Raw genomic sequence first — 14039 nt, 5'->3', positions numbered from 1 at the left:
CTGGCTAGCCCGGCCTTGTCATCCATAGGATCCTTACATGAGCACATTTACCGGGATCCCCGCAGCGGCAATCGCCTTCTATGCCGAGCTTGAAGAGAACAACAACCGCGAATGGTGGCTGGCGCACAAAGACATCTACGACTCCGCCGTGAAAGAGCCGTTGACACTGTTGCTGGAGGAGCTTGAGCCCCGATTCGGGCCGGGCAAGGTTTTCCGTCCCAACCGTGACATCCGTTTCTCCCAGGACAAGTCCCCGTATAAGACGGCACAGGGAGCATTTGCAGCCGATAACGAGGGCGTGGGCTTCTACCTCCAGCTCAGTGCAGACGGCCTGTTGATCGGCGGCGGATGCCACTCGCGCACCCCGGAACAGATCGCCCGGTTCCGTGCCGCTACGGATTCGCCGGCCAGCGGGGAAGAACTCCAGAAGATCGTCGATGCCATCGCCGCCGCAGGTTTCACGGTGGAGGGCGAGAAGCTCAAGACCGTTCCGCGTGGTTTCGACAAAGACCATCCACGCGCCGAGCTCTTGAAGCACAAGTCGTTGTCTGCAGGGGTCACCTTGGGAGAACCGGCATGGATGTCCGAGCCCTCAGCCAAGGAAGAAATCGCCAAGCGTTGGGAGGTGCTGCGCCCGCTCGTGGAGTGGGTCAACGAGCACGCCGCGCCATAATCATTGGGGTCGATGCCGCGGCCGTGAGTTCGGCCGCGGCAACGAATCCGTGTCTGTTCAGACCTTGCTGAGGCTGTCCTCGTCGTCGCCGCTCGCGTCGGACGCGGAGGCCCCGTCGGACGCGGAGGCCCCGTCGGACGCGGAGGCCCGGTCGGACGCAGCGTCTTGCCCGGACACCGCGGCCTTCGCGGACGCGAACTTCTCGTTCAGGCGGGAGTGGCGCTGACCGTAGGCAAAGTAGATTGCCAGGCCGATTGCCAGCCAGACGGCGAAAAAGATCCACGTCTCCACGGCCAGGTTTGTCATCAGGTAGACGCACAGGACGGCCGAAACCACCGGAAGCACCTTGCCGAAGGGAACCCGGAAGGCCGGCCTCAGATCCGGGCGCTTCTTGCGCAGGACCAGGATGCCGAGGCTGACCATGACGAAGGCCGAGAGGGTGCCGATGTTGATCATCTCTTCGAGAACATCCACGTTTGTCAGACCGGCAACAATGGCCACGGCAGCGCCACAGATGATCTGGAGGCGGACCGGCGTCGAGCGCTTGTCGCTGGTCTTGGACAGGGCGCGCGGAAGCAGACCGTCGCGACTCATCGCAAGGACCACGCGGGCCAGGCCCATGAGCAGCACCATGATGACAGTGGTCAAGCCAATCAGTGAGCCAAAGGCAATGACCTTGGCCGCGTCGGTGTTTCCGACCGCCTCGAAGGCCGTGGTCAGAGTGGGGTTCTTCGCTTGCGCCAGCTGGGTATACGGCACCATGCCGGTCAGGGCGAGGGAGACCAGGATGTAGAGCAACGTCACGAGCGCCAGCCCGCCGAAGATACCCCGCGGCAAGGTCTTCTGCGGGTTCTTGACCTCTTCCGCGGAAGTCGCAACCACGTCGAAGCCGATGAAGGCAAAGAACACCAAGGCTGCGCCGGCGAAGATACCCAGCGTTCCGTACTGTGCCGGAACCGCGCCGGTGAGGAAGCCGAACAAGGACTGCTTCATGACATCCGCGCCGTCAGTGCCCCCTGTAGGCTGCGATGCCGGGACAAACGGCGCGTAGTTGGAGAATTTCACGTAGGTGAAGCCGACAACAATGACGAACAGCACCACGGCGATCTTGATGAGCGTGAAGACATTGCCCACGCGGGCGGAGAGCTTGGTACCGAGAACGAGGAGCACCGTGAAGATCGCAACAATCAGGAAAGCGCCCCAGTAGAGATCCACGCCGCCGATGTTCAAGGCCGGGGGCATGTCCACACCCATGAGGGCAAACACGTTGCTCAAGTAGATGCCCCAGTACTTGGCGATGACTGCGGCAGCCGTAAACAGTTCAAGAATGAGGTTCCAGCCAATGATCCAGGCGAGGATTTCTCCCATCGTGGCGTAGGTGAAGACGTAGGCGGAACCAGCCACCGGGATGGCGGTAGCGAACTCGGCGTAGCACATGATGGCCAAGGCACACGTGACGGCTGCGACTGCAAAGGAGATCGTCACGGCCGGGCCGGCAAAGTTCGCGGCGGCCTTGGCGCCAACAGAGAAGATCCCGGCGCCGACCGCCACGGCAACGCCCATGATCATCAGATCCCAAGTACTGAGGGAACGCTTGAGCTTGCGTCCGGGCTCATCGGCGTCCGCAATGGACTGCTCGATCGATTTGGTCCGGAAGAGGTTCATAGGAGAGTCCACAATCTTGATGAGGGGGTAGAAACAGACTCATCAAGAGTAGTGTCCAGCCAATGGACCCCCACATTTGTCCCGAATCGTGAGACAAAAGCGCAGCCCATCTTCAGAGCTTGGGGACGTTCCAATCCATCAAGGTGGAACGGATAAGGAAACGCTTCCCCTCAGGCGATTCCACCGAGAAGCCACTCCCACGGCCGTCCACTACGTCCACGGTCAGATGGGTGTGGGACCAGTAATTGAACTGTTCCCGGGACATCCAGAACTCCACAGGCTGCGGCCGTTCGGGCTCGCCAATGTCGAAAAGTCCGAGCAGAACGTCCGAATCACCGGTAATGAATTCGCCGGCCGGGTAGCACATGGGTGAGGAGCCGTCGCAGCAACCACCTGACTGATGGAACATGAGCGGACCGTGCTGCTCCCACAACTTCCGGAGGAGTTCTCTGGAAACGGCGGTGAGCGCCACCCGGGAAAAGTCTTCCCCGGGCAGCGTCACTGCGGCGTCAAGCCTGTTGTGGCGCATTAGAACCTCAACACCACGCGGCCGTCGATCTTGGCATGCTTCATTTCGTCAAAGACCGCGTTTACCTCGGAGAGCTCCCGCGTGGAAACGGTCGGGTGGATTTTGCCTTGCGCGTAGAAGTCCAGCGCTTCCTCCAAGTCCTGGCGCGTTCCCACGATCGAGCCCCGGACGGTCAGGCCCTTGAGCACAATCTCGAAGATCGGCGCAGGAAAGTCGCCGGGAGGGAGTCCGTTGAAGACAATGGTCCCGCCACGCCTGGCCATGCCGATCGCCTGCCCGAAAGCCGAAGGATGCACGGCCGTGACCAGGACCCCGTGGCAGCCTCCGGTGTCCCGCTGGATGACTTCCGCCGGATCTTCGTGCAGCGCGTTGACCGTCAGCTCGGCGCCGTGTTTCTTGGCGAGGGCGAGCTTGTCGTCGGCGATGTCCACTGCGGCAACCCGCAGGCCCATGGCCACTGCGTACTGGACAGCGATGTGACCCAGGCCGCCGATGCCGGAAATGGTGACCCATTGGCCCGGCTTGGCTTCGGTCATCTTCAGGCCCTTGTAGACCGTGACTCCGGCGCACAGCACCGGAGCGACCTCCACGGGATCCGAACCTGCCGGAATCCTGGCTGCGAACCGGCTGTCCACCAGCATGTATTCCCCGAAAGAGCCGTCCACGCTGTAGCCGGCGTTCTTCTGGGCTTCGCACAGGGTCTCCCAACCCGTCCGGCAGAATTGGCAGTCGCCACACGCTGACCAGAGCCAGGCGTTGCCCACGAGGTCTCCGATGGCCAGATCGGTGACGCCTTCACCGAGGGCCACCACTTCGCCCACACCTTCGTGGCCGGGCACAAAGGGCGGTGAAGGCTTGACCGGCCAGTCCCCCTCCGCGGCGTGCAGGTCTGTGTGGCAGACACCGCTGGTGATGACCCTGACCAGCGCTTCCCCGCGCCCGGGAGTGGGAAGGGGAAGGGACTGGATTTGTAGCTCTTTTCCGAATTCGGTTACCACGGCTGCTTGCATTGTCGTCGTCATTGGCGAAATCCTTGCGTCGTCAAAACTAAAAGTGCGGTACGGGTGCTGCTTTCCTGAGGGGTGGCCAGGGAGGGCCGGCGGAGGGACCTGGATTGGTCCCTCCGCCGGGTGGGGCGCGGCTTAGAAGAAGCCGAGCTTGTTTTCGTTGTAGCTGACCAGCAGGTTTTTGGTCTGCTGGTAGTGGTCCAGCATCATGGCGTGGTTCTCGCGTCCGATGCCGGAGGACTTGTAGCCGCCGAACGCGGCGCCGGCCGGGTAGGCGTGGTAGTTGTTGACCCAGACGCGGCCGGCCTGGATTTCCCGTCCTGCCCGGTAGGCGACGTTGCCGTTGCGAGACCAGACGCCGGCGCCGAGCCCGTAGAGGGTGTCGTTGGCGATGCCGATGGCGTCGTTGTAGTCGCTGAACTTCGTCACGGACACCACGGGGCCGAAGATCTCCTCCTGGAAGATCCGCATCCGGTTGTGGCCTTCGAAGATGGTCGGCTGGACGTAGTAGCCGCCGGCGAGGTCGCCGTCGAGCTGTGCGCGGGCGCCGCCGGTGAGGACCTTGGCGCCTTCCTGCTGTCCGATGTCGATGTAGGAAAGGATCTTTTCGAGCTGGTCGTTGGAGGCTTGGGCACCGAGCTGGGTGTCCGTGTCCAGCGGATTGCCCTGGATGATTTTGTTGGTTCGCGCCACGGCGTCTGCCATGAAGGAGTCGTAGATGCCTTCCTGGACCAGGGCGCGGGAGGGGCAGGTGCACACTTCGCCCTGGTTGAAGGCGAAGAGCGTGAAGCCTTCCTGGGCCTTGTCGTAGAACGCGTCATTCTGCGCGGCGACGTCGTCGAAGAAGATGTTCGGGCTCTTGCCGCCCAGCTCCAGGGTCACCGGGATCAGGTTCTGGGACGCGTACTGGCTGATCAACCGGCCCGTGGTGGTTTCGCCGGTGAAGGCGATCTTGCGGATCCGCGGGCTGGACGCCAAAGGCTTGCCGGCCTCGACGCCGAACCCGTTGACCACGTTCACGACGCCGGCGGGCAGCAGATCGCCGATCAGTTCCATGAGGACCAGGATGGAGGACGGAGTCTGCTCTGCGGGCTTGAGGACGACGGCGTTGCCCGCGGCAAGTGCCGGGGCGAGCTTCCACACGGCCATGAGAATCGGGAAGTTCCAGGGGATGATCTGGCCCACCACGCCCAGCGGCTCATGGAAGTGGTATGCCGTGGTGTCTTCGTCCAGCTGGGACAAGTGGCCTTCCTGGGCACGGATCGCGGAGGCGAAGTAGCGGAAGTGGTCCGCCGCGAGGGGAATGTCCGCGTTCAGGGTTTCCCGGATCGGCTTGCCGTTGTCCCACGTCTCGGCCACAGCAAGCAGCTCGACGTTCTCATCGATCCGGTCGGCGATCTTGTTCAGGATCGCGGCGCGTTCTGTCGCAGAGGTCTTGCCCCAGGAAGGAGCCACCTTGTGCGCGGCGTCCAGTGCCAGCTCGATGTCCTCGGCCGTGCCCCGGGCCACCTCGCAGAAGGCCTTCCCGGTCACCGGGGTGATGTTCTCGAAGTACTGCCCCTTGACCGGGGCAACCCACTCCCCGCCGATCCAGTTCTCGTAACGGTCCTTGAACGTGACCTTCGAACCTTCGGCACCCGGCTGTGCATAAACAGTCATCTGTAGCTCCTTTGCTGCGCATGATGGTGGCGTTGCTGTGCCATCAGCGTAGGAGCGGGAAGGTTGCAAGCAGGTTGCAACCCTGTGGTTCAGATCACTTCGGGGACGTACTCCCCTGCCGCGCCGGGGAAGTTAGAGTCCTGCGGGGAAATCGTAGGAGCTCGGAACCGGCGAAGGTGCGGTTCCAAAGGAGAGGACCACCTCGTCGTGGGCCTTGAGAACCACGGTCGACACCGGCGCATTCTGCTTTGCGCCGTTCACGTAGGCGGTCCAACCGCCGGTCCCGCTGTGCGGTGCTCCGGTGGCATCCTTACCGTCCAGGACTCCCCACTCGCTGAGGACTTGGCCGAGTGTGTACTTCAGGCCGGGCGTGGGCGCTTCGATGTGGATGACGCCGGACGTGTCGTGGGTGTGCAGCGCCGAGATTCCGTTGGGCTGCCCGTCGGCACCGAAACTGAAGCCGATCTCAGCCGGGACCGTGACGGCTTTGCCATCAACCAGGACGTCCAGGTGGGCGTGATAGTGCTCGGCTGTGCCTTCGGCGGTCAGGATATCCAGGCCTGCGGCCTTGATTCTCTGGGCGCCAGCGGCTGGATCGAGTTCCCAACCGGCAGGGGCAGCTGTGGTGGCCGCAGCTGAAGGCGTTGCCGATGCGGGCGCTGTCTGGGCAGGTGCCCCGCATGCTGTGGCTCCGGCAAGGAGTCCGGACATGGTCAGGGCAACGGCGAGGCGTTTGTTCAACACGGAGGAGGCTTCTTTCGTTTGGCTCGCTTCTACGATACGGGCCGAAACTCCGTATTTCCCGAGTGCCACACGAGGGGCCCGCGTCAGGCCGACAGTTCGGTTTCCAGGCGTTCAAGTTCGGCGACGACGGCGGCCCGCTTCGGCGAGCGCGGCGGCAGGAGCCTGAGGGCGGCACGCCGGACGTCGACGTCGTCCTTCGCCTCAGGCAGCCCGGCATACTTGAGCAGCGCCTCGGCACTGCCGTCGTTCAGAACCGCCTCGCGCAACAGCGCCGATACCTTCTCGCGGAGTTCGACAATGCCGGGTGCTTCCGAATGCGGAAGGACCGCGCCTTTGTAGATCTCCAGCGCGATGCGGTGGGCGCCCCGCTGCAGGCAGGACAGCACCTGGGCAGCATCCTGGCCGAGGTCGATCGGGAGCCGGTACGGGCGGGATTCCGGGACCGCGGCGGGGTCGAGCTCGTGGAGAACCTTCCGCAAGCGCACCATTTCGGCGCGCAATGTCACGCTCGAGCCGTCCCCCGGATACAGGGCCAGGGCGAGTTCCTCGGCGCTGAGTCCCTCGGGACGGGTACCTAGCAACGCAAGGATCTCGCTGTGCCTCGCGGACAGTGGAATACTGCGTCCTCCCATGCTCAACAAGGCCTGGTCCCGGCCCAGCAGCTGGAGGCTGTTCCGGTATAGTCCGGTCCCCTGGCGCGAGCCGGCGGCGGGAGGCGAGTTCCGGCGTCGGGCAGGCGCAGAGTGCTTAGTGGCCGCGAGCTGGAGCCTCTCCACGCGCAATTGCGCCTGCGCGGCCGCCACAGTTGCCTCGACGAGGGAAAGCGTGTGGGGTGCGACGGCGGCTTCCGTGCCGGTGATGTCGACGACGCCGAGCAGGGCCCCCGAGTCAGGGTCGTGGAACGGAACCGCGGTGCAGCTCCAGGGGTGGACGGAGCGTTTGTAATGCTCGGCGCCGGAAATCTGGATGCCGCGGCCCAACGCGAGCGCCGTGCCCGGCGCACTCGTGCCGACCGCGGCTTCGGACCAGTCCGCGCCGGCCACGAACATCATGCCTTCGGCGCGGCGCCGCATCGCGGGATTACCGTCCACCCACAGCAAGCGGCCCAGCTCATCCCCCACGGCGACCAGCAGGCCGCTCTCATAGCTGGGCTGGATGAGGAGCTTCTGGATGACGGGCATGATGGTGGCCAGGGGGTGCTGCCGGCGGTATTCCTCGAGTTCGTCGAGGTCGATGACCAGCGGCGCCTCGGGTTGGTCCGGGTTCGCTTTGAGCTGCGCGGATCGCTGCCAGGATTCCTTGATCAGCTTGCGCAGGCCTGGAAGCTCCGTGGCGTCCCGGAGACCATAACGCCACGATTCCAGTTGCTCGTGCCCTGCCCGAGCGTGATGCTGCAGCAGCTCGGCGGGGTCGGAGACCGAAGCTGCCGGATGGATCGGATTCTTCATCGAACTCCCAAAACCGGACGCAGCACAGTACGGGCCAGTCTAGTTGCGTCGCACGGCTTTGCCTATGGGGCGACAGCGAGAGCGGCAGCCTGTTGAGCGAGTTCGGTGATGAACTGCCAATTGCCGTTTTCGATAGCACCGCGGGGTGTCAGCCAGCTGCCTCCGACGCAAGAGACATTCGCTAGCTTCAGGTATTCGGGCGCTGACGCCAGGCTGATGCCCCCTGTAGGACAGAACGTGACCTGCGGGACGGGCGCTCCGATGGCAGCCACGTAGTCGGGGCCGCCGGCCGGGCCCGCAGGGAAGAACTTCATCGCCTGGAGTCCCTGCTCCAAAAGCGCCATGATTTCCCCGACGGTGGCGACGCCAGGGAGTACCGGAAGGTCAAGGGTGAGCATGTGCCCCAGCAGGGCGGGTGTGACACCCGGACTGACCAGGAACTGGGCGCCCGCGGCCACTGCCGCATCGGCCTGGCCGGGGGTGAGGACTGTTCCAGCACCGAGCAGGATGTCCGGCACTTCCTCTGCGATGAGTTTGAGCGAATCGAGGGCACTGTCCGTGCGGAGCGTCAGCTCGATGATCCGGACCCCGCCGTCGGCCAGGGCGCGGGCCACCGGCACAGCACGGCGGGGATCATCGATGGTGACTACGGGAATCACAGGGGAAGCCTTCAGGATATGGGTGGCGTCAGCCATGGTGGATCTCGTTTCTCAGGCCGTCCAGCCCGTGGTTGTCGATGATGCTGTGCGCCTGCGTTTGCTCAAACGTCGGCACGAAACCGGTTCCGCCCTTGCCACCCACCACAAGGGAGGCGGCCGCGGCACCGTAGCGGGCCGCCGTCGTCAGCTCGTCACCGAGCACGATCCGGGCGGTCATTGTTCCCACGAAGGCGTCACCGGCGCCGGTCTGGTCCACGACGACAGGCGCCGGTATCGCGTCAACCCACAGTGAGCCGGTGGCGCTCCCCACTTGGATGCCGTCAGCTCCGCATGTCACCGCGACGTGCAACGCGCCGAGCCGTCGGAGCTTATCGACGGCATCCTCCGCGGATTCGCATCCAAGGAGTGCCGATGTTTCCCCGGGGAAGGATGGGGTCACAAGGAACGCCCGGGGCGCGAGTTCGGAGAGGACCGCCGTCGCTTCCTCCACGGAGGTCAGCCGCGGCCGAAAGTTGGGGTCGAAGACAAAGCGGGGTGAGAGTTCCGCAGCTTTGGCGACGGCCGCGCGCGATGTGCTGGAAATGGCGCAGGCGATCCCGCCAGCTGCCACGGCACCGGCGGCCGAAAACACGGCCGGATCGACATCGTCGGGACACAGCGTGGATCCAACGCTGCCGCGGCGGGCGTAGGAGAATTCCCGCTGGCCTTCGGGGTCGCAGTGCACCAGGTACATGCCCTGCTGTCCCGGCCTGAATTTCAGCAACTCCGTGGAAACGCCGAGCTCGACGATCCTGGCGGCAATCGCTTGGCCAAGATCGTCGTCGCCCAGTACGGCCAGCAGCCCCACGCGGGCGCCCGCCGCGGCGGCCGACGCAGCGACATTCAGCGCGTCGCCGGAGATGCCGAGCTGCGCCGGTACACCGTGTCCAACGGGTACATCCGTGGCGACCTCGAGGAGGATTTCACCCATTACGACGACGTCGAAGGGCTCCCTTTGGAGCGGGTTCGCAGTGTTCACCGGTCGCGCCCTCACCAATCGTGGACGGAGCCGTCGAGGCGGCGGTTGATCGGCAGATACTTCGGGTCGAAGGGGAACATCAGCGCTGCCTGTTCGTCGAACTCCACCCCGAGGCCGGGAGCGTCGCCCGGGTGCATGTAGCCGTCAGTGAAAGTGTAGGACGTCTTGAACACCTCGCCTGCCGGATCCCTGTGACCCATGTATTCCTGGATGCCGAAGTTCGGGATGCTCATGTCCACGTGCAGGGCCGCGGCGAAGGAGACCGGCGAGAGGTCGCCGGCGCCGTGGGAGCCGGAGCGGACGCCGTAGAGGTCCGCAAGGGAGAAAATGCGGCGCAAGTGCGTGATCCCGCCTGCGTGCGAAACCGAAGTGCGGATGTAATCGATGAGGCGTTCCGTGATGAGCTGCTGGCAATCCCAGATGGAGTTGAACACTTCCCCGACGGCGATGGGCGTCGTCGTGTGCTGGCGGATCAGCCGGAACGCCGACTGGTCCTCCGCCGGCGTCGGATCCTCGATCCAGAACGGCCGGTACTGCTCCAACGAGGCACCAAGCCGGGCTGCCTCAATGGGCGTGAGCCGGTGGTGGACGTCGTGGAGCACGTGGATGCCGTAACCGAACTGTTCCCGCACGTGGGCCATCATCTTCGGCGCAAAATCCAGGTACGCCGTGGTCTCCCACGTGTCTTCTTGCGGGACGTTGCCGCTTGCCGGTTCGTAGGTCTTGCCGTCGACGGGTGCGATCCCGTACGTCTTTTCCAGCCCGGGAACCGCCGCCTGGGCACGGATGGCCTTGTAGCCGAGGTCAAGGTGGTGCTGGAAGTCCGCCTCCAGATCCTCAAGGCTGGATCCGCTGGCGTGGCCGTAGACCATGACGCCTTCGCGGGCCGCCCCGCCCAGGAGCTCATAGACCGGCATGCCGGCCGCCTTGCCCTTGATGTCCCAGAGCGCGACGTCGACAGCGGCGATCGCGGTCATGGTCACCGGGCCGCGGCGCCAGTACGCGCCCTTGTAGAAATACTGCCAGGTGTCCTCGATGCGGCGTGCGTCGCGGCCGATCAGCAGCGGGCAGAGGTGCTCGGACAGATAGGACGCCACAGCCAGTTCGCGGCCGTTGAGCGTGGCGTCGCCGATGCCGGTGATGCCGTCCTCGGTTTCAATAACGAGCGTGACGTAATTTCGTCCCGGAGACGAAACCACTACCCGTGCGTCGGTGATCTTCACTGCTTGGTCCTTCAAGTAGGTGGCAGTAGGTGTCGTTTTGAGCCGTCAAAACGACACCTACTGCGAGTTAATTGGCTTGGCTCAGCTGCAGCATGACTTTGCTGCTGCCGGATGCCGGGTCCGTGGCAACCGTCATGGCTTCGGCGGCCTGGTCAATGGCGAATTTATGCGTGATGACAGGTGAGACATCCAGGCCGTTGGCCATGGCCACCAAGGCATCGCTGATTTCGTCGACGAAACGATAAGAGCCGATCCATGTGATTTCGCGCGTCACAAGGTCGCCGAGAGCTGAGGGACTCGGGGCGCCGGGCAGGTTCCCCACCTGAACCACCGTTCCGCCACGCGCTGCGGCGCGAAGGACGCGGCCGAGCACGCCTGGAACCCCGGAGGCCTCAAAAACCAGTTCGACGTCGTCGGGAAGCGCGCCGCCGCTTGCGACATTGCGCACTTCGTCGGCCCCCATGGACTTCGCGATCCGGAGCGAGGCGTCGTTGATGTCCGTCGCGATGACAGTCCTGGCTCCCGCGTACTTGGCAGCAGCAATCACCAGGGAACCGATCGGACCCGCACCATTCACCAAGACGTCCCGCCCGGCGAGGGATCCCGCCCTTCCGACGGCATGCATGGCAACGGCGAGCGGTTCAGCGAGCGCACCGCGCAACGTGTCGACGCCGTCGGGCAGGGACCTGAGCTGCGATGCCCGGACGCGCTTCCGTTCGCTGAAGCCACCGTCCGTGTGCGGGTCAAAGGCGGCCGACCCGAAGTACCGGACGTGCGGATACAGGTTGGTGCGCCCAGCCAGGCGCACGGGCAGGACCCCGTCCCCTACGAGTTCCGCGGGGTGCACGGTGACCGGCTGGCCGACGTCGAAATTCTCGACGCCGGAACCCAACTGGGCGATGCACCCGGCAATCTCGTGGCCCAGGACGAGCGGCGAATTGAGCGTCGCGGTGCCGGACGCACCGTGCTTCCAATAGGACAGGTCGGAGCCGCAGATCCCGCCCCACTCCACGTTGAGCACCACCTCGCCGTGCCCTGCGACGGGTTCCGGACGCTCGTCGATGCGGAGGTCGTTGGCTCCGTGGACCACGACAGCTTTCATACGGCGTCTTCCAGACGGACCATGTCACGGCCACGGACTTCAGGCCCGACCGCGGCGGACACCAGGGTGATCAGCGAGTACCCGATGAGCATTGCAGCCAGCGGCCACCAGTGACCGGTTACTGCGGTGAGCGTTGCGGCCAACAGCGGGCCGATGGCCGTGGCGAGGATGCCGCCGATCTCCTTGGCCAAGGCCAACTGCGTGAAGCGGGTGCGTGCTCCGAAGAACTCGGCCATGGTGACGCTCTCCATGGCGAAGAGGCTGAGGACGCCCAGGTTCAGTCCGACCACCATGGCCACGGTGATGAGGCCAGTGTTGCCGCTGGTGATCATCAGCATCATGGGGATGGCGAACAATGCGGTCAAGGCGCTCAGGACCAGGTATAGGGGACGTCGGCCAAAACGGTCGCCCAGGAGGCCCATGACCGGGATAGTGACAAAGCCCAGCAGCGAGCCGTAAACGATGGCCGCAGTGCCGACGCTCTTGTCCACCAGCAAAACCGTGGCGAGGTAGCCGACCAGGAATGTCTGAACGAGGCCGGAGTTGCCTGCCTGGCCGAATCGGAGGCCGAGCGCGATCAGGAACGCCTTGCCCTTGCGCTGGTGCAGCGCCGCTTCGATAGTGCTGGTGGCCGGGGTCTTTGCGTTCTCCTTGATGTCCTGCTTGGAAAGTGCCACGCCATCAACGACGTCAGCGCGCTCCTCGAACACCGGGCTCTCTTTGAGGGAGCGGCGGATCCAGACAGCGAAAATCATCAGCACGAAACTGGCGAGGAACGGAATGCGCCAGCCCCAGCTGAGCAACTGGTCTTGGGGAAGGGCTGCGACGAGGATCGCCCAAAGCGCCGACGCGCCAAGCGTGCCGGAGTTGGTTCCGAGGCATACGAGGGAAGAGATCAGGCCGCGACGGCGGGCGGATGCGTATTCCGCGAGCATCACCGTTGCTCCCGCGATTTCCGCGCCGGCGCCAAAGCCTTGGATAAGGCGCAGTGCGACAAGCAGGATCGGGGCCCAAATACCGATCATGGCGTAGGTGGGGAGCACACCGATCAGGGTGGTGGACGCGCCCATGAGCGCGATGGTGATGAAGAGGACCTTCTTGCGCCCGATCCGGTCGCCCATGCGCCCGAAATAGATGGCTCCGACGAGCCGCGCGACGTACCCGACGCCGTAGGTCGCCATCGCGGCAATCAAGCCGATGACCGGGCTCACCTCGGGGAAGAAGATCTTGTTGAAGACGATGGCCGCGGCCAGGGAGTAGAGCTGGAAGTCCATGAATTCCATGGCCGTGCCGAGCCAACCGGAAACGGCAACCTTGGCAAGGTCACGGGTGTTCCTGGTGCCTGGCTCGGCGGTGGGTGGGGCGATGCTCTCGGTCATCAATTGCTCCTTTGCAGGCGATGAAAAGTGAAATCGGAGAGTTCTCGGGAGGAATGCCAGCCCTTGTGGCGCAGCCCCGTGGCGAGGCTGGGTTGAACTGGAATTGTTACTACCATACAAGCACTACCATTCTAGTCTGTCAACGGCTACTAGACTGGACATGTGGCTACCAAGAAACCAGCAAGTGAACAGGCTCCCCGGCTTTCAGTGCGGGACCAGACCCTGGACACCCTCCGGCGTCGGATCATTTCCCTCCAGTTGCCTCCCGGAGAGCCGTTGTCCGAAAACGAACTGGCCCAGGAGCTGGGAGTCAGCAGGACTCCGGTCAGGGAAAGCCTGATTCTGTTGCGCGAAGAAGGCCTGGTCCAGGTCTTTCCGCAGATTGGCTCTTTCGTCTCCTTGGTGGACCTCGGCAGGGTCTCCGAGGCACAGTTCGTCAGGGAAGCCATTGAATGTGCCTCCCTGAGGGACGCGGTGGTTGATAGCGACGGGCTCGCAGGCCTGCGCGAAATACTCAAAGATCAGTGGGATGCCGAGGCCGCCGGCGACGTCGACGAATTCTTCAGGCTGGACGAGGACTTCCACCGTGAACTGCTGCGCCTCGCGGGCCACGAAACAGCATGGACCGCAGTCAATTCAGCCAAGGCGCATTTGGACCGTGCACGACGGCTGAGCCTCATTGATACCCGGCCGGTGTCGACCTTGATCGAGCAGCACACCGCAATCGTGGATGCCCTGGAGACCAACGATCCCGTCGGCGCGGACCATTCGCTGCGTATCCACCTGCGGGGCGTGTTCGACGACGTCAAGCGCATTCAGGCAGCCACGCCCGAACTCTTCTCCGACGGAACCGCGCCGCGACCGATCCGCCGGAGCATTGCCCGGCTGGCGTAGGGTCGTACGATCGAATTCGCGGCAGTGGGCCGTAGGCTG

Annotated in this window: 13 protein-coding genes; 2 read left to right on the top strand and 11 right to left on the bottom strand. The window is 64.2% G+C overall.

Features of this window, described 5'->3' with window-relative positions; translation table 11 throughout:
- The first annotated feature begins 37 nt into the window (after positions 1 to 37).
- A complete protein-coding gene (locus tag BMF89_RS15555; protein ID WP_078108012.1) occupies positions 38 to 673 on the top strand; it encodes a DUF2461 domain-containing protein in 636 nt (211 codons plus the stop codon).
- Between the two features lie 57 nt (positions 674 to 730).
- Here BMF89_RS15555 and BMF89_RS15550 read toward each other — a convergent pair whose 3' ends face one another.
- From BMF89_RS15550 to BMF89_RS15500, 11 genes are all read right to left on the bottom strand, one after another.
- Complete coding sequence (locus tag BMF89_RS15550) at positions 731 to 2338, bottom strand: amino acid permease (RefSeq protein ID WP_078108011.1); 1608 nt, start codon at positions 2336 to 2338, stop codon at positions 731 to 733.
- Positions 2339 to 2450: 112 nt separating this feature from the next.
- On the bottom strand, positions 2451 to 2867 hold the full coding sequence (locus BMF89_RS15545) for a DUF779 domain-containing protein (RefSeq protein WP_078108010.1): 417 nt from the start codon (positions 2865 to 2867) through the stop codon (positions 2451 to 2453).
- Entirely contained in the window at positions 2867 to 3889 is a 1023-nt protein-coding gene (gene adhP / locus BMF89_RS15540) for an alcohol dehydrogenase AdhP (RefSeq protein WP_171983512.1), read from the bottom strand. Before adhP ends, BMF89_RS15545 begins: the two co-directional genes overlap by 1 nt.
- 120 nt (positions 3890 to 4009) lie before the next feature.
- Entirely contained in the window at positions 4010 to 5533 is a 1524-nt protein-coding gene (locus BMF89_RS15535) for an aldehyde dehydrogenase family protein (RefSeq protein ID WP_078108009.1), read from the bottom strand.
- A 132-nt stretch (positions 5534 to 5665) separates the two neighbouring features.
- A complete protein-coding gene (locus BMF89_RS15530; protein ID WP_253190842.1) occupies positions 5666 to 6277 on the bottom strand; it encodes a hypothetical protein in 612 nt (203 codons plus the stop codon).
- A gap of 83 nt (positions 6278 to 6360) precedes the next feature.
- Positions 6361 to 7725 carry a GAF domain-containing protein gene (locus BMF89_RS15525; protein WP_078108008.1) on the bottom strand — a complete coding sequence of 455 codons (1365 nt, stop codon included), beginning with the start codon at positions 7723 to 7725 and terminating at the stop codon, positions 6361 to 6363.
- Between the two features lie 62 nt (positions 7726 to 7787).
- Complete coding sequence (gene eda, locus BMF89_RS15520) at positions 7788 to 8420, bottom strand: bifunctional 4-hydroxy-2-oxoglutarate aldolase/2-dehydro-3-deoxy-phosphogluconate aldolase (RefSeq protein WP_078108007.1); 633 nt, start codon at positions 8418 to 8420, stop codon at positions 7788 to 7790.
- Positions 8413 to 9354, bottom strand: coding sequence for a PfkB family carbohydrate kinase (locus BMF89_RS15515; RefSeq protein ID WP_078108006.1), 942 nt, complete (start codon positions 9352 to 9354; stop codon positions 8413 to 8415). Before BMF89_RS15515 ends, eda begins: the two co-directional genes overlap by 8 nt.
- A 59-nt stretch (positions 9355 to 9413) precedes the next feature.
- Entirely contained in the window at positions 9414 to 10625 is a 1212-nt protein-coding gene (manD, locus tag BMF89_RS15510; RefSeq protein WP_078108005.1) for a D-mannonate dehydratase ManD, read from the bottom strand.
- A gap of 67 nt (positions 10626 to 10692) precedes the next feature.
- Positions 10693 to 11727: an L-idonate 5-dehydrogenase gene (locus BMF89_RS15505; RefSeq protein ID WP_078108004.1), complete on the bottom strand. Its 1035-nt coding sequence runs from the start codon at positions 11725 to 11727 to the stop codon at positions 10693 to 10695.
- Positions 11724 to 13106 carry an MFS transporter gene (locus BMF89_RS15500; RefSeq protein WP_078108003.1) on the bottom strand — a complete coding sequence of 461 codons (1383 nt, stop codon included), beginning with the start codon at positions 13104 to 13106 and terminating at the stop codon, positions 11724 to 11726. The genes BMF89_RS15505 and BMF89_RS15500 overlap by 4 nt, the downstream gene beginning before the upstream one ends.
- 162 nt (positions 13107 to 13268) lie before the next feature.
- Between BMF89_RS15500 and BMF89_RS15495 the strand changes: the two genes are divergently transcribed.
- Positions 13269 to 14000, top strand: coding sequence for a GntR family transcriptional regulator (locus BMF89_RS15495; protein WP_078108002.1), 732 nt, complete (start codon positions 13269 to 13271; stop codon positions 13998 to 14000).
- The last annotated feature ends 39 nt before the right edge of the window (positions 14001 to 14039 follow it).

The sequence above is a fragment of the Arthrobacter sp. SRS-W-1-2016 genome (assembly GCF_002009585.1).
GTDB classification, from domain to species: domain Bacteria; phylum Actinomycetota; class Actinomycetes; order Actinomycetales; family Micrococcaceae; genus Arthrobacter; species Arthrobacter bambusae_A.
The sequence above is the reverse complement of the archived record's forward strand: the minus strand, read 5'-3'. Positions and strand labels throughout refer to the sequence as shown.